This window comes from Actinosynnema sp. NPDC004786 (genome assembly GCF_053601135.1).
In genome coordinates, this window is record NZ_JBSGBG010000022.1 from 1 (window position 1) to 20,739 (window position 20,739).

General features: G+C 75.1%; 16 protein-coding genes and 1 pseudogene. 13 read left to right on the forward strand and 4 right to left on the reverse strand.

Annotated elements, in window-relative coordinates; translation table 11 throughout:
• Positions 1 to 214 precede the first annotated feature (214 nt).
• On the reverse strand, positions 215 to 1,414 hold the full coding sequence (locus tag ACWEFJ_RS20735; RefSeq protein WP_449714724.1) for a serine hydrolase domain-containing protein: 1,200 nt from the start codon (positions 1,412 to 1,414) through the stop codon (positions 215 to 217).
• Between the two features lie 113 nt (positions 1,415 to 1,527).
• On the opposite strand from ACWEFJ_RS20735, the gene ACWEFJ_RS20740 reads away from it, so the two are divergent.
• The 5 genes from ACWEFJ_RS20740 to ACWEFJ_RS20760 all read left to right on the forward strand — a co-directional run bounded on the left by ACWEFJ_RS20740 (position 1,528) and on the right by ACWEFJ_RS20760 (position 10,593).
• Entirely contained in the window at positions 1,528 to 4,272 is a 2,745-nt protein-coding gene (locus ACWEFJ_RS20740) for an ATP-binding protein (protein ID WP_378097318.1), read from the forward strand.
• 104 nt (positions 4,273 to 4,376) lie between these two features.
• The gene (locus tag ACWEFJ_RS20745; protein ID WP_449714725.1) at positions 4,377 to 6,491 is read left to right on the forward strand and encodes a molybdopterin oxidoreductase family protein; all 2,115 of its coding nucleotides are present in this window, start codon (positions 4,377 to 4,379) and stop codon (positions 6,489 to 6,491) included.
• An 11-nt stretch (positions 6,492 to 6,502) separates the two neighbouring features.
• A complete protein-coding gene (locus tag ACWEFJ_RS20750) occupies positions 6,503 to 8,248 on the forward strand; it encodes an AMP-dependent synthetase/ligase (RefSeq protein WP_449714726.1) in 1,746 nt (581 codons plus the stop codon).
• A gap of 172 nt (positions 8,249 to 8,420) precedes the next feature.
• A complete protein-coding gene (locus tag ACWEFJ_RS20755) occupies positions 8,421 to 8,990 on the forward strand; it encodes an ArsR/SmtB family transcription factor (protein WP_378091618.1) in 570 nt (189 codons plus the stop codon).
• 184 nt (positions 8,991 to 9,174) lie between these two features.
• Positions 9,175 to 10,593: an alpha/beta hydrolase family protein gene (locus ACWEFJ_RS20760; protein WP_449714727.1), complete on the forward strand. Its 1,419-nt coding sequence runs from the start codon at positions 9,175 to 9,177 to the stop codon at positions 10,591 to 10,593.
• 3 nt (positions 10,594 to 10,596) lie between these two features.
• Here the strand turns inward: ACWEFJ_RS20760 and ACWEFJ_RS20765 are convergent.
• Positions 10,597 to 11,485: pseudogene (locus ACWEFJ_RS20765) on the reverse strand (RNA polymerase sigma-70 factor).
• A 120-nt stretch (positions 11,486 to 11,605) separates the two neighbouring features.
• Between ACWEFJ_RS20765 and ACWEFJ_RS20770 the strand changes: the two are divergent.
• The 6 genes from ACWEFJ_RS20770 to ACWEFJ_RS20795 all read left to right on the forward strand — a co-directional run bounded on the left by ACWEFJ_RS20770 (position 11,606) and on the right by ACWEFJ_RS20795 (position 16,363).
• Entirely contained in the window at positions 11,606 to 11,992 is a 387-nt protein-coding gene (locus ACWEFJ_RS20770; protein ID WP_449714728.1) for a DoxX family protein, read from the forward strand.
• Positions 11,993 to 12,196: 204 nt separating this feature from the next.
• Positions 12,197 to 13,357 (forward strand): PQQ-dependent sugar dehydrogenase, encoded by a 1,161-nt coding sequence (locus ACWEFJ_RS20775; RefSeq protein ID WP_378091627.1) that lies wholly within the window; start codon positions 12,197 to 12,199, stop codon positions 13,355 to 13,357.
• A 211-nt stretch (positions 13,358 to 13,568) separates the two neighbouring features.
• The gene (locus tag ACWEFJ_RS20780) at positions 13,569 to 14,033 is read left to right on the forward strand and encodes a hypothetical protein (protein WP_449714729.1); all 465 of its coding nucleotides are present in this window, start codon (positions 13,569 to 13,571) and stop codon (positions 14,031 to 14,033) included.
• A gap of 93 nt (positions 14,034 to 14,126) precedes the next feature.
• The gene (locus ACWEFJ_RS20785) at positions 14,127 to 15,035 is read left to right on the forward strand and encodes a DUF1996 domain-containing protein (RefSeq protein ID WP_449714730.1); all 909 of its coding nucleotides are present in this window, start codon (positions 14,127 to 14,129) and stop codon (positions 15,033 to 15,035) included.
• An 81-nt stretch (positions 15,036 to 15,116) separates the two neighbouring features.
• Positions 15,117 to 15,668: a sigma-70 family RNA polymerase sigma factor gene (locus ACWEFJ_RS20790; protein WP_449714731.1), complete on the forward strand. Its 552-nt coding sequence runs from the start codon at positions 15,117 to 15,119 to the stop codon at positions 15,666 to 15,668.
• Positions 15,665 to 16,363 (forward strand): anti-sigma factor family protein, encoded by a 699-nt coding sequence (locus ACWEFJ_RS20795; protein ID WP_449714732.1) that lies wholly within the window; start codon positions 15,665 to 15,667, stop codon positions 16,361 to 16,363. Before ACWEFJ_RS20790 ends, ACWEFJ_RS20795 begins: the two co-directional genes overlap by 4 nt.
• A gap of 91 nt (positions 16,364 to 16,454) precedes the next feature.
• On the opposite strand, the gene ACWEFJ_RS20800 is transcribed toward ACWEFJ_RS20795, so the two are convergent.
• On the reverse strand, positions 16,455 to 17,411 hold the full coding sequence (locus ACWEFJ_RS20800) for a zinc-binding dehydrogenase (protein ID WP_449714733.1): 957 nt from the start codon (positions 17,409 to 17,411) through the stop codon (positions 16,455 to 16,457).
• A 678-nt stretch (positions 17,412 to 18,089) separates the two neighbouring features.
• Between ACWEFJ_RS20800 and ACWEFJ_RS20805 the strand changes: the two genes are divergently transcribed.
• Positions 18,090 to 18,812 (forward strand): DUF4383 domain-containing protein, encoded by a 723-nt coding sequence (locus ACWEFJ_RS20805; protein ID WP_378097913.1) that lies wholly within the window; start codon positions 18,090 to 18,092, stop codon positions 18,810 to 18,812.
• A 179-nt stretch (positions 18,813 to 18,991) separates the two neighbouring features.
• On the opposite strand, the gene ACWEFJ_RS20810 is transcribed toward ACWEFJ_RS20805, so the two are convergent.
• On the reverse strand, positions 18,992 to 19,936 hold the full coding sequence (locus tag ACWEFJ_RS20810) for an aldo/keto reductase (protein ID WP_449714734.1): 945 nt from the start codon (positions 19,934 to 19,936) through the stop codon (positions 18,992 to 18,994).
• Positions 19,937 to 19,996: 60 nt separating this feature from the next.
• Here ACWEFJ_RS20810 and ACWEFJ_RS20815 point away from each other — a divergent pair, with 60 nt between their 5' ends.
• Positions 19,997 to 20,653 (forward strand): M50 family metallopeptidase, encoded by a 657-nt coding sequence (locus ACWEFJ_RS20815; RefSeq protein ID WP_378097919.1) that lies wholly within the window; start codon positions 19,997 to 19,999, stop codon positions 20,651 to 20,653.
• The last annotated feature ends 86 nt before the right edge of the window (positions 20,654 to 20,739 follow it).

The window sequence follows — 20,739 nt, forward strand, 5'->3', positions numbered from 1 at the left end:
TTTCTTTTTTTTGGTTTGTGTATTTCTGTGGTGTTCCCCGCCCAGCCGCCGCCCCCCCCCCCGCCCCCCCCCCGGCCGGGCGCCCCCGGCGGCCGGGCAGTGGGCCGGCAGTGGCCGGTCGCCCGCGCCCGGGTGGGCGGCGGCCGGGTCATCGCGCCGGAGCGGGCGGCGGCGGTCGGACCCCCGACCACTCCCGCCCCGGCGCCACCGGGGTTCACCGGGTCGGGCGGAACCAGGTGCCGTCCGTCGCCGGGCGGTGGCCCAGGGCCCGGTAGACGGCGTCCACAAGGGACTGACCGCGGTCGTTGACGCCCACGCCCGGCCCCATCTTCGTCATCGCGTACCCGAACGACATCCGCGCGCCGGGGTCGGCGAAGCCGAGCGACCCGCCCATCCCCGAGTGCCCGAACGCGTCCTCCGACATCAGCACCCCGCGCTCCACCGCGGGCAGGTGCCGGTTCCCGACCGACTTGGCGAACCCGAGCGAGAACCGGGTCGGCGCGAGCAGCACCCGGTCGGCCCCTGCCGACACCACCCCGGACATGACCGGCACGTGGGCCTCGTCCACCAGCCGCACGCCGTTGTACTCGCCGCCCAGCGCCAACGGCCGGTACATCTGCGCCAGGCCGCGCGCGTTGCTCATCCCGCCGACCGAGCCGAACTGCGCCGCGTGCGCCGCACGGCTGTCCGACGCCGCCAGGTACCCGCCGGTGTTGGTCACCAGCAGCGCCTGCATCGACGTCGGGTCGGCCGCCGCCGCCGACATGGCCGGCGGCTCCCCGCCGCGGTCCGCCGGGATGGTCGGCGCGACCAGCGGCTCCAGGTCCTCGGGCAGGGTCAGCCAGAAGTCGAGCCCCAGCGGGCCGGAGACCTCCTTCTCGAAGAACTCCGCCGGCCACAGGCCGGACACCCGGCGGACCACCTCGCCGACCAGGTGGCCGAACGTCAACGCGTGGTAGCCGTGCGCCGTGCCCGGAGCCCAGAACGGCTCCTGCCGGGCCAGCAGCCCCGTCATCAGCTCCCAGTCGAGCATCCCGCCCGGCGGCACCGGCGCGCGCACCGCGGCCAGCCCCGCCTGGTGCGCCAGCAGGTGCCGCACCAGCGTGCCGTCCTTGCCGTGCCGCCCGAACTCCGGCCAGTACCGCACCACCGGCGCGTCGAGGTCCAGCTCTCCCCGCGACGCCAGCACGTGCGCGCACAACGCCGTCGCGCCCTTGGTGCACGACCAGACGTGCGTGACGGTGTCCTCGGTCCACGGCCGCCCGCCCGCGTCACCGCCCCACAGGTCCACCACGGTCTCGCCGTCGACCGTCACGTGCACGCCCGCGCCCACCTCGCCCCGCTCGGCGAAGTTGCGTTCGAACTCGGCGCGGACTTCGGCGAACTCGTCGGCGCAGGTGCCCTCGACCGTCATCGGCCCTCCCGGTGCGGCAGTCGTGTGCCGCCATGTCAGCACCGTGAGCCACGACACGTGAGTAGGGAAACCTCAGTCGGTAGGGTGGTGGGCCCAACGCCGGGAGGTCGCCCTTGTCGCCTTTCTTCGGCCGGGAGAGCGAGCTGGCGGCCGTGTTCGACGCGGTCGGGCGCGTGCCCGCCGCCGGGTTGGTGGCCGTGGTGGTGTCCGGCGAGCCGGGCATCGGCAAGTCCAGCCTGCTGGCCGAGACGGGCCGCCGGCTGCGGGACCGGGGCCGCGCGGTGGCCGCCGCCGAGTCGGACGACGTGAGCAGGCGCATCCCGTACGCGGCCGTGGCGACGGCGCTGCGCTCGGTGCCGGCCACCGACGACGTGCGGGCCGCGGTGGCCGCGCTCGACCTCACCTCCACCCCCGACGCGACCTGGTTCGGCCGGTCCTGCGAGCTGGTCGCCCGCGCGCTGACCGGGCTCGCCGCCGACCGGCCCGCCGCGCTGCTGCTGGACAACTTCGACCAGGTGGACGACGACTCGCTGGCCATGCTCGCCGTGGTGCTGCGCCGCGTCACCGCCGCGCCGCTGGTGCTGGTCACGGCGGTGCGCGAGCACCACCGCAACCCCGGCGTCGAGGAGCTGCTGGACCGGCTCGAACGGCACGCCGAGGTGGTGCGCGTGCGGCTGGCGCCGCTGGGCGGCGACGAGGTGGCCCGGATCGTGGAGACCGTGCTCGGCACGCCGGTGGACGACGGCCTGGCGCACGAGGTGTGCCGGCGCGCGGACGGCAACCCGTTCTTCGCGGTGGAGATCGCCCGGTCGCTGCGCGAGCTGGACCTGGTGGCGGTGGACGGCGACCGGGCCAGGCTCGCCGTGTCGCCCTCGGCGATCCGGCTGACCCGGCGCGACGCCGTGCTGCGGCGGGTCGCGCCGCTGGACCGGGACACCCGGGCGGTCGCCCGCGCGGTGTCGATCTTCCGGCGGGTGCGGCTGGACCAGATCGGTTTGCTCGCGCGCGTGTCGTCGCTGCCCGAGGACGTCGTGGTGGACGCGTTCGACGGGTTGCTGCGGGCGCACATCGTGGTGCGGGACGACGACCGCGGGTACCGGTTCTCGCACGCGCTGGTCGGCGAAGCGCTCTACCAGGAGATCGGGCCGGCCCAACGCCGCCACCTGCACAGCCTGATCAGCGCCCGGCTGCTGGACGACCGGGCGCGCGGGCTGGCGGTCGACGAGATGGAGCTGGCCTGGCACCTGGCCGAGTCCGCGCCGCCCGGCGACCTGCGCGCGGTGCGGGTGATGGCGCAGGCCGCGGCGGCGAACCGGGCCACCGCGCCGGAGGCGGCCGCGGCGTTGTGCGCGCGGGCGCTGGAGCTGCTGCCGGTGGCCGCGCCGGAACGCGCCGCGCTGCTGGCCTCGCAGTGCCGGGCGCTGGCGCACGCGTCCCGCCCGGCCGCCGCCGTCGCGCCGGGCCTCGCCGCCCTGGCGGAGCTGCCGCCGGGACCGGAGCGGTCGCGGTGCGCGCTGGTGGTGCTGAGCAGCCTGTTCCTGGTCGGCCGGCTGGACGAGGCGGTGCGGCTGGCCGACGCCGAGGTGCGGGCGGGCGACGCGCCGGCCGCGTTGCACGCGCAGCGCGCCTTGCTGCTGGTGTTCACCGGGCGGCACGCGGAGGCGCTGGAGGCGGTGGACCGGATCGAGGCCATGCCGCTCGGCTCCGGCGCGGAGGGCGTGGTGGTGTTCGGCCGGCTGGTCGTGATCACGTCGATGCTGCTGCGGCACGACCGGACGGTCGAGTACGCGAACCGCGCGCTGGCCTCGGCGGCGGGGTCGCCCGCGCTGGAGTTGCAGGCACTGGCGGTCGGCGCGTCGACCGGCGCGCTGGCCGGGCTGGTGCACGACGCGTCGTGGCGGCTGCGGCGGGCCGAGGAGCTGCGGGAACGGGCCGGTGAGCACGCGTTCCGCGGCGAGCTGGAGCTGGCGCGGGCGGCGTCGGAGTGGTTCGGCGGGGCGTGGGACGCGTGCCTGGAGCGGGTCGGCCGCGCGGCGGCGGAGCTGGAGTCGCGGCAGGAGCTGATGATGCTCGACGGGCTGCGCGCGATCGAGCTGGAGGTGCGGACGTGGCGCGGCGAGCTGGACGTGGCCGCCCGGCTGGCCGCGCTGCCCGCCCCGACCAGCCCGAACATGTCCGGGCTGCACGCGCTGGCGCTGGCCGGCTACCTGGCCGCGCGCGGTGACGTGGAGGGCGCTCGGCGCACGCTCCTCCAGGCCGCGGGCGACGGGCTGAACGCCTACGGCGGCCTGCTGCTGGGCCGCCTGGTCGACCTGGACCTGGCGCACGACCGCACGGAGGACGCCCGGCGGACCGTGAGGTGGCTGCGGTCGCTGCCCGCGGACCGGGTCGCGCCGTGGACCGAGGTGACCGCGCGGCGGGCGGTCGGGCTCTGCGAGGCCGACGCCGGTGCGCTGCGGGAGGCGGTCCGGGAGGCCGAGGCGGGCGGGCTGGTGTTCGAGCGCGCCCGGGCGCAGTTGGCGCTGGGCCTGGTGGACCGGTCCGCCGTGGCGGAGCTGCTGGACGCCTACGCGGTGTTCCAGCGGTTGGGGGCGCACGGGCTGCGGCGGCAGGCGGGCGGGCGGTTGCGGGAGCTGGGCGCGAAGGTGCCGCGGGCGCGGGCCAAGGCCCGCGGCGTGCTGACGGCGGCGGAGGAGAACGTCGCCCGGCTCGTGCAGCAGGGCATGCGGAACCGGGACATCGCGGCCGCGCTGCACTACAGCCCGCGCACGATCGAGGTCTACCTGTCCCGGATCTACGCCAAGCTGCGGGTGTCGTCGCGGCTGGAGCTGGCGCGGGTGCTGGACGGGCGCGCTTAGTTGTTGTGGAGTCCGCACTAACCGGGCCGCGGGGCGGCGGTGTTGCCTGGGGCGCGTGAGTTCCGGCGTGCGGCGGTCGAGGTGCGGTGGGGTTGCGGGGCCCGATGCGTAAGGCGTACACGACGTGCCCGCTGTGCGAGGCCACCTGCGGTCTGGAGCTGACCGTGTCGGGCGACCGCGTCGTCGGGGTGCGCGGCGACCGGGAGGACCCGTTGAGCGGCGGGTTCCTGTGCCCGAAGGGCGCGTCGCTGGGCGCGCTGGACGCCGACCCGGACCGGCTGCGCACGCCCGTCGCCCGGCGGGGCGGCGACTGGGAGGCGGTGGGCTGGCGCGAGGCGTTCGAGCTGGTCGACGCGCGCCTCCGGGCGGTGATCGCCGAGCACGGCCGGGACGCGGTCGCGCTGTACCTGGGCAACCCGACGGTGCACTCGCTGGCCGGCGGCCTGTACGCGGCCGGGCTGCGCAAGGCGCTGGGCTCGCGCAACGTGTTCACCGCCGCGACCGTCGACCAGATGCCCAAGCACGTGGCGTGCGGGCTGATGTACGGGGGCATCTTCACCATCCCGGTGCCGGACGTGGACCGCACCGACTTCCTCCTGGTGCTCGGCGCGGACCCGTTCACCTCCAACGGCAGCCTGTGGACCGTGCCCGACGCGCCGGGCCGGTTGAAGGCGCTGCGCGCCCGCGGCGGCGCGTTCGTCGTGGTGGACCCGCGGCGCACCCGCACCGCGGCGGCCGCCGACGCGCACCTGCCGATCGTGCCGGGCACCGACGTGTTCCTGCTGTTCGCCATGGTCAACGAGCTGTTCGCGGCGTCGCTGGTGGACCTCGGGGCGCTCGCGCCGCACGTGGCGGGCGTGGCGGAGGTGCGGCGGCTCAGCGAGCCGTTCACGCCCGAGGCGGTGGCGTCGCGGTGCGGGATCGCGGCGGCGGAGATCCGGGCGCTGACCCGGCGGCTCGCCGAGGCGCCCCGCGCGGCCGTGTACGGGCGGATCGGCACCACGGCGGTCGGGTTCGGCACGGTCACGAGCTGGCTGGTCGACGTGCTCAACGTCCTCACCGGCAACCTGGACCGGCCCGGCGGCGCGATGTTCCCGCTGCCCGCGCACGCGCGGCGGGGCGTCGGGACGGGGAAGGGCTTCAGCACCGGGCGGTGGCGCAGCCGGGTGCGCGGGCTGCCCGAGGTGGCGGGCGAGCTGCCCGCCGTCACGCTGGCCGACGAGATCACCACACCGGGGGACGGACAGGTGCGGGCGCTGGTCACGGTGGCCGGCAACCCGGCGCTGTCCGTGCCCAACTCGGCCCGGCTCGACGCGGCGCTGGCCACGCTGGGCTTCATGGTGTCGGTCGACCCCTACCTGAACGAGACCACCCGGCACGCCGACGTGATCCTGCCGCCACCTCCGCCCAGCCGCCGCGCGCACTACGACCTGGCGTTCCTGTCGCTGTCGGTGCGCAACGTGGCCAAGTTCTCCCGCCCCGCCGTGCCGCTCGGCCCCGACGAGGTCGACGAGGGCGAGATCCTGCTCCGGCTGACCGCGATCCTCGCCGGCCTCGGCCCGGACGCCGACCTCGACGCGCTCGTCGGCCTGACCGGCGAGTCGGGGCGCACCCGCGAGGAGCGGCTGCTGGACGCCCGGCTGCGGTCCGGGCCGTACGGGCTGACGCTGGACGACCTGCTCGACCGGCCGCACGGCGTCGACCTCGGCCCGCTGACCGGCCGCCTGCCGGAGGTCCTGCGCACGCCGTCGGGCCGGGTCGAGCTGTGCCCCGGGCCGATCGCGGCCGACGTGCCCCGCGTGCTGGCGGCCCTGCGCGCGCCGGTCGAGGGCCTGGTGCTGATCGGCCGGCGGCACCTGCGGTCGAACAACTCGTGGCTGCACAACGTGCCCGCCCTGGTGAAGGGCAGGCCGGTGTGCACGCTGCTGGTGCACCCGGCCGACGCCGCGCGGCTCGGCCTGGCCGACGGCGGCGCGGCCCGGGTGACGTCCCGCGTCGGCGAGGTCGTGGCCACCGTGGAGGTCAGCGCCGACGTGGCCGCCGGGGTGGTCAGCCTGCCGCACGGCTGGGGCCACGACCGGCCCGGCACCCGCCTCGCCACCGCGCGGGCGCACCCCGGCGTCAACGCCAACCTGCTCACCGACGACCTGGCCGTGGACCCGCTGTCCGGCACCGCCGTGCTGAACGGGGTCCACGTGCACGTGTCCCCAGCCGAATGAGGAGCACCACCATGCCCGTGACCGCGGCGCGCGTCATCGCCGACCTGCCCTTCGTGGCCGCCCAGGCGCACGACGACCGGGTGGCCTGGCGCCACCGGCGGGACGGGCGGTGGCAGGACCTGACGTTCACCGAGGTCGCCGAGTGGGTCATGGAGCTGGCGTCCGGCCTGGTGCACCTCGGCGTGCGGCCCGGCGACCGGGTGTGCGTGCTGGCGGACACCCGGGTGGAGTGGTCGGCGGTGGAGCTGGCCGTGCTCGCGGCGGGCGGCATCGTGGTGCCGATCTACCCGTCCAGCGCGCCGGAGGAGTGCGCGTGGATCATCGGCGACTCCGGCGCGGTGCTGCTCGTCGCGGAGGACGAACGGCAGCGGGCCAAGGTCGACTCCGTCCGCGACCAGGTGCCGGGGCTGCGGGACGTCGTGGTCATCGACGACGGCGGGCTGGACGAGCTGCGGTCGCGCGGCCGGACGTCGCCGGCGCCGGGCGAGCTGGACGACCGCCGCGCCGCGATCGACCCGGACGACCCGACCGTGATCATCTACACCTCGGGCACCACGGGGCCGCCCAAGGGCTGCGTGCTGACCAACCGGAACTGGTTGACCATGTGCCGGCTCAGCGAGGAGCTGGACTACGTGCTGCCGGACGACGTGGCGTACCTGTTCCTGCCGCTGGCGCACGTGTTCGCGCAGATCGTGCTGCTGTCCGCGCTCAACACCGGGCACGCGCTCGCGTTCTACGGCGGCGACACGTCGCGGGTCGTGGCGGAGCTGGCGGAGGTGCGGCCGACGTTCCTGCCGTCCGTGCCCCGGATCTTCGAGAAGATCTACACCGCCGCCACGGCCGGCGTGCCGGAGGAGCGGTTGCGGCAGGCCGTGCGGGTCGGGCTGGCGGTGCGCGGGCTGCGGGCCGGGGGCCGACCGGTGCCGCCCGACCTGGCCGCCGCGTTCGAGCAGGTGGAGCCGGTGTTCGCCAAGGTGCGGGCGATCTTCGGCGGGCGGCTGCGGCAGGCGTTGTCCGGCGCCGCGCCCATCTCGGTCGAGGTGCTGGAGTTCTTCTCGGCGGCCGGCGTGCCGGTGCTGGAGGGCTACGGCATGAGCGAGTCGACCGGGGTCGGCACGGTCAACACGGTGGCGCGGCACAAGCTCGGCTCGGTCGGCACGTTCGGCATGGCGGGGCTCCAGGTGAAGCTCGCCGACGACGGCGAGATCCTGATGAGCGGGCCGCACGTGTTCGCGGGCTACTGGAACAACCCCGCCGCCACCGCCGAGGTGCTGACCGACGGCTGGCTGCGCACCGGCGACCTGGGCGAGATCGACGAGGACGGCTTCGTCACCATCACCGGGCGCAAGAAGGACATCATCATCACCGCCGGCGGCAAGAACATCGCCCCGGCCAACGTCGAGAACCAGCTCCGCCAGTCCCGGTGGATCTCGCACGCGGTCGTGTACGGCGACCTCAAGCCGTACCTCGTCGCGTTGATCACCCTGGACCGGGACGAGATCGTGCCGTGGGCGCAGGCCCGGGGCCTGCCGACGGACCTGCCGTCCCTGGTCCGGACGGACGAGGTGCGGGCGCTCGTGCAGGGCGTGGTGGACGAGGCGAACTCCCACTTCGCCACCGTCTCGCAGGTCAAGCGCTTCACCCTGCTGGACCGCGACCTGAGCCAGGACGACGGCGAGCTGACGCCGACGTTGAAGGTGAAGCGCAAGACCGTGCACCGGGCGCACGCCGAGCTGTACGACTCGCTCTACCGCTGATCGACCGTCCCCGGCCCGCGCCCCGAGCGCGGGCCGGGGACGGTCGGCGCTCAGCCGGCCCGCGCCCCGAAGCGTCGGCGTGACAGGTGGCCTGCTCCCTCCGCGGGGGCAGGCCACCCACGGTTGCAAAGGTGACGTTGCAAAGCTGCCTTTGCAACGGTAGCTTTGCGTCATGGTGGCACCCCGGGACATCGCCGACGTCGAAGAACTGCGCACGCTCGCGCACCCGTTGCGCCAGCGGATACTGCGGCACCTCGGGCAGCACGGGCCGGCCACGGCCAGCACGCTCGCCAAGGCGCTCGGCGAGAGCAGCGGCGCGACGAGTTACCACCTCCGGATGCTCGCCAGGCACGCCTTCGTGGAGGAGGTGCCCGAACGCGCGCACGGCCGGGAGAGGTGGTGGCGGGCGCCGGCGCAGGACCTGCGGTTCGACCGCGCCCCGGAGGACCCGGAGGTGCGCACCCTCCTCGAACAGCTCAACCGGCTCAAGCTGGCGGCCGACCAGGAGTTGTTCGCCGACTTCCTGGCCCGGCGGTCCGAGCTGGGCGAGTGGGGGGACGCGGTGCCGTACTCGCGCGGGTCGGTCCGGGTCACGCTGCCGGAGCTGGGGGAGTTCTTCGACGAGTACCTGGCGCTGCTCAAGCGCTACCAACGACCGGCGGGGGAGACGCCCGCGGACGCGCGGCACGTCGCCGTCCGCTTCCTCGCCTTCCCGGTACCGCCCCCGGCGGACCGGGCCTGATCGGGCGGGCACCGACACCCAGCGCCCCAGACCCCGGGCTTGATCGGACAAGTCCGGGACCCGGGCCCGACACCCCGGGCCGTCGAGCTGGCACTCGACGGCCCGGGCACGGAAGTCGCCGCACCACGCCGGGAACCGGCGTGTTCCTCGTACGCGCGAAACCTCCTCCGGAAGGAGAGCACCTGTGCTCCCCCCACGCAACCCGTCGCTCCGGCGTGCCCTCCGCACGCTGCTCGCGACCGTGGCGCTCACCGTGACGCCCGTCGTGACGCCGACCGCGCTCGCGGCCGGGCCGGCCCAGGCCGGACCCGCGGTGGTCGAGCAGGACGTCACCTTCTCCGGCAGCGGCGGGCCGACCCTGCACGGCACGGTCCTCGCCCCCGCCGAACCCGCCGCCGCCCGGCGGCCCGCCATGGTCATGGTGCACGGCTCCGGCCGGGTGTCGCGGGACGGGTACCGGGCGGAGGCGGAGGCGTTCGCCCGGTCCGGCATCGTGACGTTGATCTACGACAAGCGGCCGAAGGCGTCACGGTCCGATGTGGACTTCGGGCTGCTCGCGGACGACGCGCTGGCCGGGTTGCGGGCGTTGCGGTCCCGTGCCGACGTGGACCCGGACCGGGTCGGCCTGTGGGGTGTCAGCGAGGGCGGCTGGGTGGCGCCGCTGGCCGCGTCCCGCACGGCCGAGGTGGCGTTCGTCGTCACGGTCGGCGCGGCGGGCGTGGCGCCGGAGCGCCAGCAGTCGTGGAACCTCGTGAACCGGCTCGCCGCGGCCGGGGTGTCGGGCTCGCTGGTGGACACGGTCTCGCGCACCGCGCTGGGCCTGGTCGTCGGCGCGGGCCTGTTCCCGGAGGCCGGGTACGACCCCGCGCCGGTGCTGGCCCGCGTCACCCGGCCGGTGCTGGGGCTGTGGGGCGAACTCGACCGCGTGGTGCCCGGCGCGGAGAGCCTGCGGCTCTTCCGGGAGTCGCTGGACGCGGCCGGGAACCGGCGGTACGCCCTCGGTTCCGTGCCCGGCGCCGACCACACCATGCGCCTGTCCCCGGACGGCTTCCGGCGCGGCGACGAGGTGGCGCCCGCCTACCTCGAACGCGTCTCGTCCTGGGTGCACGGGCTCGCCGGGACCACCGCGGCCGTCGAGGTCGGGACGCCCGCGCGGCAGGAGCGGGACAGCGCGCCGGTCGAGCCGGGGTCACCCGCGGCGCACCTGGTCGCGGTCGCGGTGCTGCTGGTGGCGTTCGGCGGGTACGGGGCAGGCGCGGCGGTCCGGCGGCTGCGCGGCCGGCGTGGCGCGCCACCCGCCCGGCGCGCGGCCCGCGTGCTCGCGACCACCGGCGTGCTCGCCGTGCTGGGGCTGTTCGCGTACCTCGGCCAACTGTCCGCCACCAACGCGCGCAACCCCGGCGCGGTCCTGCTCGGCCGGCCGCTGCCGTGGCTCGGGCTGCAACTCCTCGCGGTGGCGGTGGTGGTCGCCGCGATGATCACGGCGTGGGGCCTGTGGCGGGCCAGGTCCGAACCCGGCCACCGGCTGCGGCTCGGGTCGCTGGTCGCGGGCGGGGTGGTGTTCGTGCCGTGGGCCGCGCACTGGGGCCTGCTGCTGCCGTAGCCGTCAGCGGCCCACCGCGGTCTCGCGGTCCACGCGCGACAGCTTCTCCGGGTTGCGCAGCAGGTAGATGCCGGTGACCAGGCCGTCCTCGACGCGCATCGCGACGATGCCGTCCAGCACCCCGTCGACCCGCAGCAGCAGCGCCGGACCGCCGTTGAGCCGCACCGGCTCGGTCGACGTCCGGGCGCCGAGGACGTCCCACCGGGCGGCCAGCAGCCGGGCCGCCTTCTCCGCGCCGACGACCGGCTTGCGCACGGCCTGCTTGAACCCGCCCGCGTCGCTCAGGATGACGACGTCCGGCGCGAGCACGTCCAGCAGGTCCCGCAGGTCGCCGGTCTCCACCGCCCGTTGGAACGCCGCCAGCGCGGCCCGCGTCTCGTCCGGGGACGCGGTGCCGCGCGGCCGGCGTTCGGCGACGTGGGCCCGGGCCCGGTGGGCGATCTGGCGCACCGCGGCCGGTGTCCGGTCGACCGCCTCGGCGATCTCCGCGTAGTCGAGGGCGAACACGTCGCGCAGCACGAACACCGCCCGCTCGATCGGCCCCAACGTCTCCAGCACGAGCAGCATCGCCAGGGACAGGCTGTCGGCCAGTTCCACGTCCTCGGCCACGTCGGGCGCGGTCAGCAGCGGCTCGGGCAGCCACGGGCCGACGTAGGACTCCTTGCGCCGGCCGAGCGCCCGCAACCGGCCCAGCGCCTCGCGGGTGGCGATCCGCACCAGGTACGCGCGCCGGTCCCGCACGGCGTCGAGGTCCACCCCGCGACCACCGCAGCCAGGTCTCCTGGACGACGTCCTCGGCGTCGACGGCCGAGCCCAGCACCTGGTAGGCGACCGTGAACAGCAGGCTGCGGTGCGTCGCGAACGCCTCGGTGGCGGGATCGTCGGCGGCCATGGGTGGTTCCCGTCCCCTCGGTGTGACGCGGGTCACGCGGCCGGTCTGTCACAGGGCCCGCGACCCCGGCATCCCATGGTCGCAAAGCCATTCCCACACCGGATCCCGGGGGAGAACGCCGTGAACGTCGCACTGTGGATCGTCACCGCCCTGCTCGCCACCGCCTACCTCGCGGGCGGCGTCGGCAAGGTGGTCGTGCCCAAGGGGAAGATCGCCGCCGCGGGCCGCAGCGGGCAGTGGGTCGAGGACTGGGGCGCCGGCGCGGTGAAGGCCATCGGGGTGCTGGAGGTCCTCGGGGCGGTCGGCCTGGTGCTGCCCGCCGTGCTGGGCGTCGCGCCGGTCCTGGTCCCGATCGCGGCGGTCGGCCTGATGGGCGTCATGGCCGGCGCGACGGTCGTCCGGGTCCGGCGGGGCGAATTCGGCCTGGCGGTGCTCGACCTCGCCTACCTGGTGCTGCTCGCCTTCGTGGCATGGGGCCGCCTCTTCGTCGAGCCCTTCACCGGCTGACCGCCACTGGACGGTGCGGGGGAAAGCCTTTACCGTGCGAAGGCAGGACGTCGCCCGCACGAGACCGGCGCGGGGGTCGGCGGTCGCGCGACCGCGGACCCCGACGTCGGCCGGACCCGTCCCCGCCGCCACTCCGCCGCACCCACTCCGCCGCACCGCTCCCCTGCACCGCAGGGGGGAACGCCAACGACCGTGGAGGCTTCCGTGGCACCCCGAACCCGACGCGCCCGGCCGACCCCGCTCGGCGCGCTCGCCACCGCGCTGGCCGTGGCCGCGTCCGCCCTGGTGTCCGCCGCGCCCGCGAGCGCGGCGCCCGTCCCGCCGTCCCGGGGGGAACCCGCGGCGGCGTCCTCGGCCGGCGGCCCTGCGGCTGCGGGGGTCGGCCCGGTGACGCAGCTCGCCACCGACACGGACGTGCCCTGGGGCCTGGACTTCCTGCCCGACGGCTCGGGCGTCTACACCCGGCGCGACGCGTTCGACATCGTGAAGCTGTCGCCGTCGGGCCAGAGGACCACGCTCGGCACGGTGCCGAACGTGGTGACCACCAACGGCGAGGGCGGTCTGCTCGGCCTGGAGGTGTCACCGACCTTCGTGACCGACAACTACCTGTACATCTACCACACGGCCGCGAACGACAACCGGATCGTGCGGATGAAGGTGCAGAACAACGCGCTGGTGCAGGGTTCGCTGCAGGTGCTGCTCACCGGCATCCCGCGCAACCGCTACCACAACGGCGGCCGGCTGCGGTTCGGCCCGGACGGCAAGCTGTACGCGGGCACCGGCGACGCCCAGAACGGCAACTGGGCGCAGGACCTGTCCAACCTGGGCGGCAAGGTGTTGCGGCTCAACGCGGACGGCTCCGCGCCGACCGACAACCCGTTCTACCGCAACGGCGGCAACGCGCGTTACGTGTGGACCTACGGCCACCGCAACGTGCAGGGCCTGGCGTTCGACGGCCAGGGCAGGCTGTGGCAGGCCGAGCTGGGCAACACGGTCATGGACGAGCTGAACCTCTCCGAGCGGGGCGGCAACTACGGCTGGCCCGCCTGCGAGGGCACGTCCGGCTCCTGCGCGGGCTACGTCGCGCCCAAGCGCACGTGGAGCACCGCCACCGCCTCGCCCAGCGGCATCGCCGTCGTGAACAACGCCGTCTACGTGGCGACGCTGCGCGGCAGCCGGCTCTACCGGCTCGTCATCAGCGGCACGTCGGTCGGTTCGGAGACGGTCCACTTCCAGGGCACGTACGGCCGGCTGCGCACGGTCGAGCCCGCGCCGGACGGCAGCCTGTGGCTGACCACCAGCGACGACCGGGACTCCGTGCCGAACAACTCCACCAGCCGGGTCCTGCGGGTGCAGTTGACCTGACCGGGGGTCGTGGTCGAGGGGCGAGGCGGTCCCGGGCGACCCGGGGCCGCCTCGCCCGTTCGGGTGGTCGGGCGGGCCGGGTGAACCGAACGACCGGCGGGGCCGTGTCAGAGGTGTCCGCCGCCGCCGAGGGAGGCACCGCCCATGCGCCACGACCGCCGCAACCCGTCACCGCTCGGGGCACGACCGAGCACCGGCTGAACGAGAGCACATGCCCGATCCGATCCTCGACCGCGCGCTGCGCCGGGTCCGCGCCGAGAGGGCGCGCGACCGCAGGCGGCGCGGCGGGGCCGTCACGGCGGTGGGCGCCGTGCTCACCGCCGCGGTGCTGGCCGGGGGCGTCCACCTCGGCCGGCACAGCGCGCCCGAGGTCCGGGTCGTGACCGCCACGACGGCCGACGGCGTGCGGATGACCACCTCGGTCACGCCCGCCGACGGCTGGGTGCGGCTGAGCGCGGTGGTGGAGGGCGTCGCCGCGGGGGAGCGGTGCCGGCTCGTGGTCACCGACGCGCACGGCCGCACGCACCCGGCCGGCGGCTGGGTCGCCGCGCGCCCGCCCGAGGGCACGGCCCTGGCCGGAGCCGTGCTCGTGGACCCCGGGGAGGTGGCCGCGGTCAGCGTCGTCACGGTGGACGGCCGGGTGCTCGTCGCCGGTTCCGCCACACGCGCGCCGTAGCGCTCGCCCGCACGGGCCCGCCGGGCCGTGCGCCCGCACCCTCCGCCGTCCCAGCCGGTCGATCGGCCCGCCCCGGCCGAATAAGCTGGGCGCGTGAGGTGGTGGCCGCCGCTGCTGGTGCTGGTGCTCGCCGTCGGCTGCTCGGACGCCCGCACCGTGGCCATCGACGAGGTGCCGGTGGCGGCCGAGTCGGTCACCACCACCGGGGACGCCTCGACCGGCACGTTCCGCGTCGACTGCGGCCGCAACGAGGACCGCCACCTCAACGCCGACAACGTGGTCATCGCGCCGGGCCGGCCGTTCGGCGCGCACCACACCCACGAGTACGTCGGCAACCGCAGCACCGACGCCGGCTCCACCGACGAGTCGCTGGCCGCCGCGACGACCACGTGCGTCGCCGGCGACCCGTCCACCTACTACTGGCCGGTGCTGCGGCTGACCGACCGGACCGGGCACGACGAGCACGCGCCCGGCGGCGGCGTGCACGGCAACACCGGCGAGGTGCTGCCCCCGGCGCGGGTGGAGATCACGTTCACCGGCAACCCGGTCAGCCAGGTCGTGCCCATGCCGCGGTTCCTGCGCATGATCACCGGCGACCCGGCGGCGCTGACCACCGGGCGCGGCCGGGTGCGGTGGAGCTGCACGGGGTTCGAGGACCGGCACACCGACCGCTACCCGCGCTGCGGTCCCGGCGGCATGGTGCTGCGCACGTTCGACTTCCCGAGCTGCTGGGACGGCCGCAACACCGACAGCCCGAGCCACCGGGCGCACGCCGGGTTCCCCGGCTCGAACGGGGTGTGCCCGCCGGGCACGTTCCCGGTGCCGAAGCTGCGCGTGCGGGTCGCCTACGACGTGCCCGCCGGCCGCCCGTACGCCGTCGACAGCTTCCCCGAGCAGCGGCACGACCCGCGCACCGACCACGCCATGTTCGTCAACGTCATGCCGGACGAGCTGATGGACCGCGTCACGGCCTGCGTGAACACCGGCCGGACCTGCTCCTGACGAACTCCTCCCGCGCCGCGGTGAACCGGAACCGCCCGGCATCCGTGTCCGTGGCGGGAGGGTGACGAGAGGAGTGGGTGGATGGCGGCTCTGTGGTCCCGGAGACGGGAGGCCGCGGCCGACGAGGCCTTGATCCGGTCCCTCTACGAGGAGCACGGTCGGGCGCTGCTCGCCTACGCGACGCGGCTGACCGGGGACCGGGCGGCGGCCGAGGACGTCGTCCAGGAAACCCTCGTGCGCGCTTGGCGACACCCGGACGCCCTGGTCAACGGCAAGGGCTCGGTGCGCGGGTGGCTGCTCACGGTGGCGCGCAACATCGTCACGGACCGGGCGCGGGCCAGGGCCGCCCGGCCGCAGGAGGTCGCCGAGACCCAGGCGACCCCGCCGGTGCAGCGCGACCACGCCGATTCCGTGGTGGACTCGGTGGTCGTGCTCGAAGCCCTCGACCGGCTGTCGTCGGACCACCGCGACGTGCTGCTGGAGATCTACTTCCGGGGACGCAGCGTGACCGAGGCGGCTGCGGCGCTCGGGGTGCCGCCGGGCACGGTCAAGTCCAGGTCGCACTACGCGCTGCGGGCGCTGCGGGAGACGTTCGCCGGGCAGCGGGCCGCGCTGAAGGGGGTGGCCGGATGACCGCCAACCACGATCCACAGCTGCTCGGCGCGTACGTGCTGGGCGTCCTCGACGAGCGGGAGGCGCGCGTGGTGGAGGACCACTTGTCGTCCTGCCCGGTGTGCCGCGCCGAGCTGGACGGGCTGCGGGCGGTGGAGGAGGCCCTGGGCGACGTGCCGCCCGAGGCGCTGCTCGACGGCCCGCCCGAGGACGGGGACCTGCTGTTGCAGCGGACGTTGCGGCAGGTGCGGTCCGAGCGCGAGGTGCGCATGCGCCGCCGCCGGGTCGGCCTGGGGCTGGCCGCCGCCGCGGTGGCCGCGATCGTGCTCGGCGGCGGGTTCGCGGTCGGCCGGGGCACCGCGCCGGACGTGGTGGCCACGCAGACGTCGAACCCGCCCGCGCCGCCGGCCGGGACCAGGGTGGGCTCGGCCGTGGACCCCGTGACCGGTGCGCGGATGACGGTGCAGCTCCGGCCCGCCGCCGGGTGGGTCAGGGTGAACGCGTCCGTCTCGGGCATCGCGCGGGACGAGAAGTGCCGGCTGTTCGTCGTGGCCAAGGACGGCAGCAGGCAGGAGGCGGGGAGCTGGCTGGTCTCGCCGGCGGGGGAGCGGGACGGCACGAACCTCGACGGCTCGGCGCTGATCGCGCCCGAGGACGTCGCGGCGATCGAGGTGCGCAACTTCGACGACGAGCGGATCGTCACCGTGCCGGTGTGAGGCGCGGGAACCCCCGTGCGCGATGGCGGCGCACGGGGGCTCCCGGCCCGGCGCCCTCCGCGGCGATGGCGCAGGAGGGCCGCCCGGCCGGTCAGGGCTTGAGCACGACCTTGCCGACCGTGGCGCGGCTCTCCAGCGCGGTGTGCGCCGCGGCGGCCTCGGCGAGCGGGAACGTGGTGGTCAGCGGGGTCAGGCGGCCTTCGGCGAGGGCGGCCATCGCGCTCTCCTCCAGCCCGCGCAGGTTCGTGCCCTTCATCATCCGCGGCCCGACCACGACCGACGCGGTGATGCCGAGCCGGTAGAGGTCGCCGGTGTCGATGCGGGTCGGCTCGCCCGCCGTCCAGCCGTACAGCAGGATCCGGCCGCCGACGCCGAGCAGCTCCAGCGCCGCGCGCCCCGCGTCGCCGCCGACGCCGTCGAGCACGACGGTGACCTCGCCGATCCCGGCCGACCAGTCCGGCCGGGTGTAGTCGGCCACCACGTCCGCGCCCAGCTGCCGGACCAGGTCCAGCTTGGCGGTGCTCGCCACGCCGACGACCCGCGCGCCGACCGCCTTGGCCTCCTGCACGAACAACGCGCCCAGACCGCCCGCGGCGGACGTCACCAGCACCACGTCCTCGGCGGTCAGCTCGGCGATGCGCAGCACGCCCGCGGCGGTGCGCCCGGTGCCGATCATGGCCACGGCGTGGTCGTCGGACACGTGGTCGGGCAGCGCGTGCAGGGACGCGGCGTCGGCCACGGCCAGCTCGGCGTACCCGCCGCTCGCCTGCCCGAGGTGGGCGACGACCCGCTTGCCCAGCCAGTGCGGCTCGACGCCGTCGCCGAGCTTCGTGACGACCCCCGCGACCTCCCGGCCCGGCGTCATGGGCAGCTCGGGCAGCGGGAACGGCCCACCGCTCTCGCCCTTGCGGATCGTCGTGTCGAGCAGGTGCACCCCCGCCGCCGACACCGTGATCCGGACCCGGCCGGGCCCCGGCTCCGGGTCGGGCACCCGCTCGTACCGGAGGTTCCCGGCCGGGCCGAACTCGTGCTGGCGGATGGCGTGCATGGCGTTGTCCCCTCTGGAGTTCCTGCCGCGCCACGCTAGGAGTTCGAGTTAGCTCGAAGTCAAGCGATCTTGCCCCCGATCGCGCCGTGCCTCTCCGTGACCGCGCGCACCCGCTGCGTGAAATAGCGCCGAAGCGAACTCCGCACTGCCCGCGCGCGGTTCCCGGTCATCTGCTCACGCGATGCCGACAATTGGCGAACGACGTAATCACTTTGACGAAGAGCGGTCTCTTCGGAGATAGTTCATCCGGCACCGCGGTGGTGCCCGACGATCACAAAGGGGACCTTCGTGAACAGCAGGGAGACCGAGTGGAACGGCTCCGCGACGTACGCGTCCGGTGATCTGGACCAGCTCTCCTGACCTGCCCGTCCGGCAAATGCGGCGACGCGGATCCCATTATTGGGAAATCATATCGACCTATTCGTCGTGATGATCGGCGCGCATTCGGCGCGGCTCGGCGTCCCGGCCTTCATGGGGTGGGTCGGGATGGGTGGAACCCCGGCACGACGGGGCGCGTGACTCCTGTCGGAAAGGGGGGACGGGTTCGTGCGCCCGTCCTCCGCCTCCATTCGGCCCAACCCCTCGGACCGCCCTGTTTGCCGCTCGCGGCCCACGGGTAGTCGGTGGGCGTCCGGAGTCCGGGTAACGGGCTCGTGGTCCGTGTAGTTGGAGGGCGAGATGACCCACCACTCGACCGTCGGTCGCGTCAAGGTCGCGGGCCTGCAACCCGCCCAGGTGCTGGCCGGGCTCGTCGGCCTGGTCTTCCTCGCGTTGGGTGTGCTGGGCTTCGTGCGCACGGGGTTCGGCGACTTCGCGGGCGAGCACCACGCGGCCCTGCTCGGGTTCACCCTGAACCCGTTGCACAACGTGGTGCACCTGGCGTTCGGTGTGCTCGGCCTGCTCATGGCGAGCACGTCGGGCCTGGCCCGGTTGTACGGCTGGCTCCTGTTCCTGGGCTACGGCGCGGTGCTGCTGTGGGGCCTGGCGCTCGCCGGTGTGTTCGCCACCAACCCGGTCGAACGCCTGGGCAACCCCTTGGCGCTCAACATCAACGACAACTGGCTGCACCTCGGGCTGGCCGCCGTCGGCCTGCTGATCGCCGTGCTGCCCGCGCGGCGCAAGCTGGTGACGGAGGAGCCGGTCGAGGACCGGCGGTACGACCGCACCGACCTGGAGCGGGACGCGAGCATCCGCGACCCGCGCACCGACCCGGCGGAGCACGGGATGCCGACCCAGCGGGTCGACTCCCGTCACGGCGGCCCGGAGCAGGTCGAGCCGCGTCGTGCCGGCGCGCACCGCGACGAGCGGATCGAGTCCATGGACCCGACCGTGAGCACGCGGCCGGTCCAGCCGATCGACCCGGCCATCGCCGAGCAGCACAAGTCGCGTTTCGGCCGGTGACGCCACCGCGCTGAGCGCGACCCGCCAAGGCGGCGGCGCAAGGGTCCACGCGACCCCCGCGCCGCCGCCGCTTCGCGCGCTCCGATCGCCGCGGCGACCCGTGGCCGCCGCCCGGCACGGTCCGTGTCCGCTTTCGCGGCTGGGCCGTGCACTCTGCCGAGCCGCGCGTGGAGGTGTGGTCAGACGGCGGAGTCCAGCGTCCGGAGGTGGTCGTCGTCCAGCACGACCTCCAGCGAGCCCAGCGTCTCCTCCACCTGGGCCACCGTCGTGGCGCCCACCAGCGGGATGATGTCCTGGGCCATCAGCCAGGCCAGCACGACCTGGTTGACCGTGGCGCCGACCTCCGCCGCGACCGCGTGCAGCGCGGCCAGCCGGCGGGTGGTGCCGGGGTGGTCGTAGTGCTCGCCCAGCGGCTTGTCCCGGTACTGCCCCGACAGCAGCGCCGAGTACGCCACCAGCGCCACGTCGCCCTCGGCCGCCGCGTAGTCGAACAGCTCGTCGGTCATGTGCACGTGACCGCCCTCCGGCAGCTTCACCCCCGGCCGCGGGCGCAGGTAGCTGTAGCGCTGCTGCACGGCGGTGTAGAGCGGCCACCCGTTCGCCCGCGACACCGCCCGCGCCCGCTCCAGTCGCCACGTGGCGTGGTTGCTCGCCCCGATCTCGCGCACCACGCCCGCCTCGACCAGGGACGCGAACGCGCCGAGCGTGTCCTCCGGTTCGACCCCGCGGTCCTCGATGTGGCTGTAGTAGAGGTCGACGTGGTCGACGCCCAACCGCTTGAGGCTGCCCTCCACCGCACCGCGGATCGTCGCGCCGGACAGGCCCTCGGCGTTCTCCAGGCCGGTACCCGGCGTCAACGGCCGGGCGCCCACCTTCGTGGCCACCACCAGGTCGTCGCGGTTGCCCCGCGCGGCCAGCCAGCGGCCGACCGCCTCCTCGCTCTCGTCGCCCGTGCCGCCGTCCCAGAACACGTAGTTGTTCGCCGTGTCCAGGAACGTCCCGCCGGCCTCGGCGAAGCGGTCCAGGATCGCGAACGCGGTCCGGTCGTCCACCCACTTGCCGAACGGCAGCGTGCCCAGCGCCAGGGCGCTGACCTCCAGGGAACCGATGCGCTGTCGTCTCATGGCGGTCAGCCTGGGTGCTGGAGCGCACTCCGGGTCAAGCCCCTGGCATGCTGGACGGCGATGTCGACACTGACGAAGTGGGCCCCCGCCGTGCTGGCGCTCGTGCTGGTGGCCAGTCCCGGGGTGTGGCGTTACAGCCGGCACGTGATCACCATCGCGCACGAGGCGGGGCACGCCCTGGTGGCTCTGCTCACCGGCCGCCGGCTGGAGGGCATCAAGCTCAACTCGGACACCTCCGGGGTCACCGTGTCGCGCGGGCGGCCCACCGGGGTGGCCGTGGTGCTGATGTACTTCGCCGGGTACGTGACGCCGTCGCTGCTGGGGCTGGGCGCGGCGGCGCTGGTGACGGCCGACCAGGTGCGGCCGTTGCTGTGGGCGACCGTGGTGCTGCTGGTCGGGATGCTCGTCATGATCCGCAACGCGTTCGGCGTGCTGTCGGTGGTGGTGACGGGCGCGGTGATGTTCGCCGTGTCCTGGTACGCGACGGCGGCGTGGCAGGCGGCGTTCGCGCTGTTCGTGGCGTGGTTCCTGCTGCTGGGCGGCGTGCGGCCGGTGGGGGAGTTGCAGCGGCGGCGGATGCGCGGCCTGGCGCGGCAGTCCGACGCCGACCAGCTGGCCCGGCTCACCCGCGTGCCCGGCTTCGTCTGGGTGGTCCTGTTCGCCGCCGTGACCGTGGGCACCCTGCTCGCCGGCGGCCGCCTCCTCCTCCCCCTCTGACCCCCGCGCGCGTCCTACCTCCAGAACGCGTGTGTCCTACGTCCAGAACGCGTGTGTCCTACGTTCGGAACGCGTGTGTCCTACGT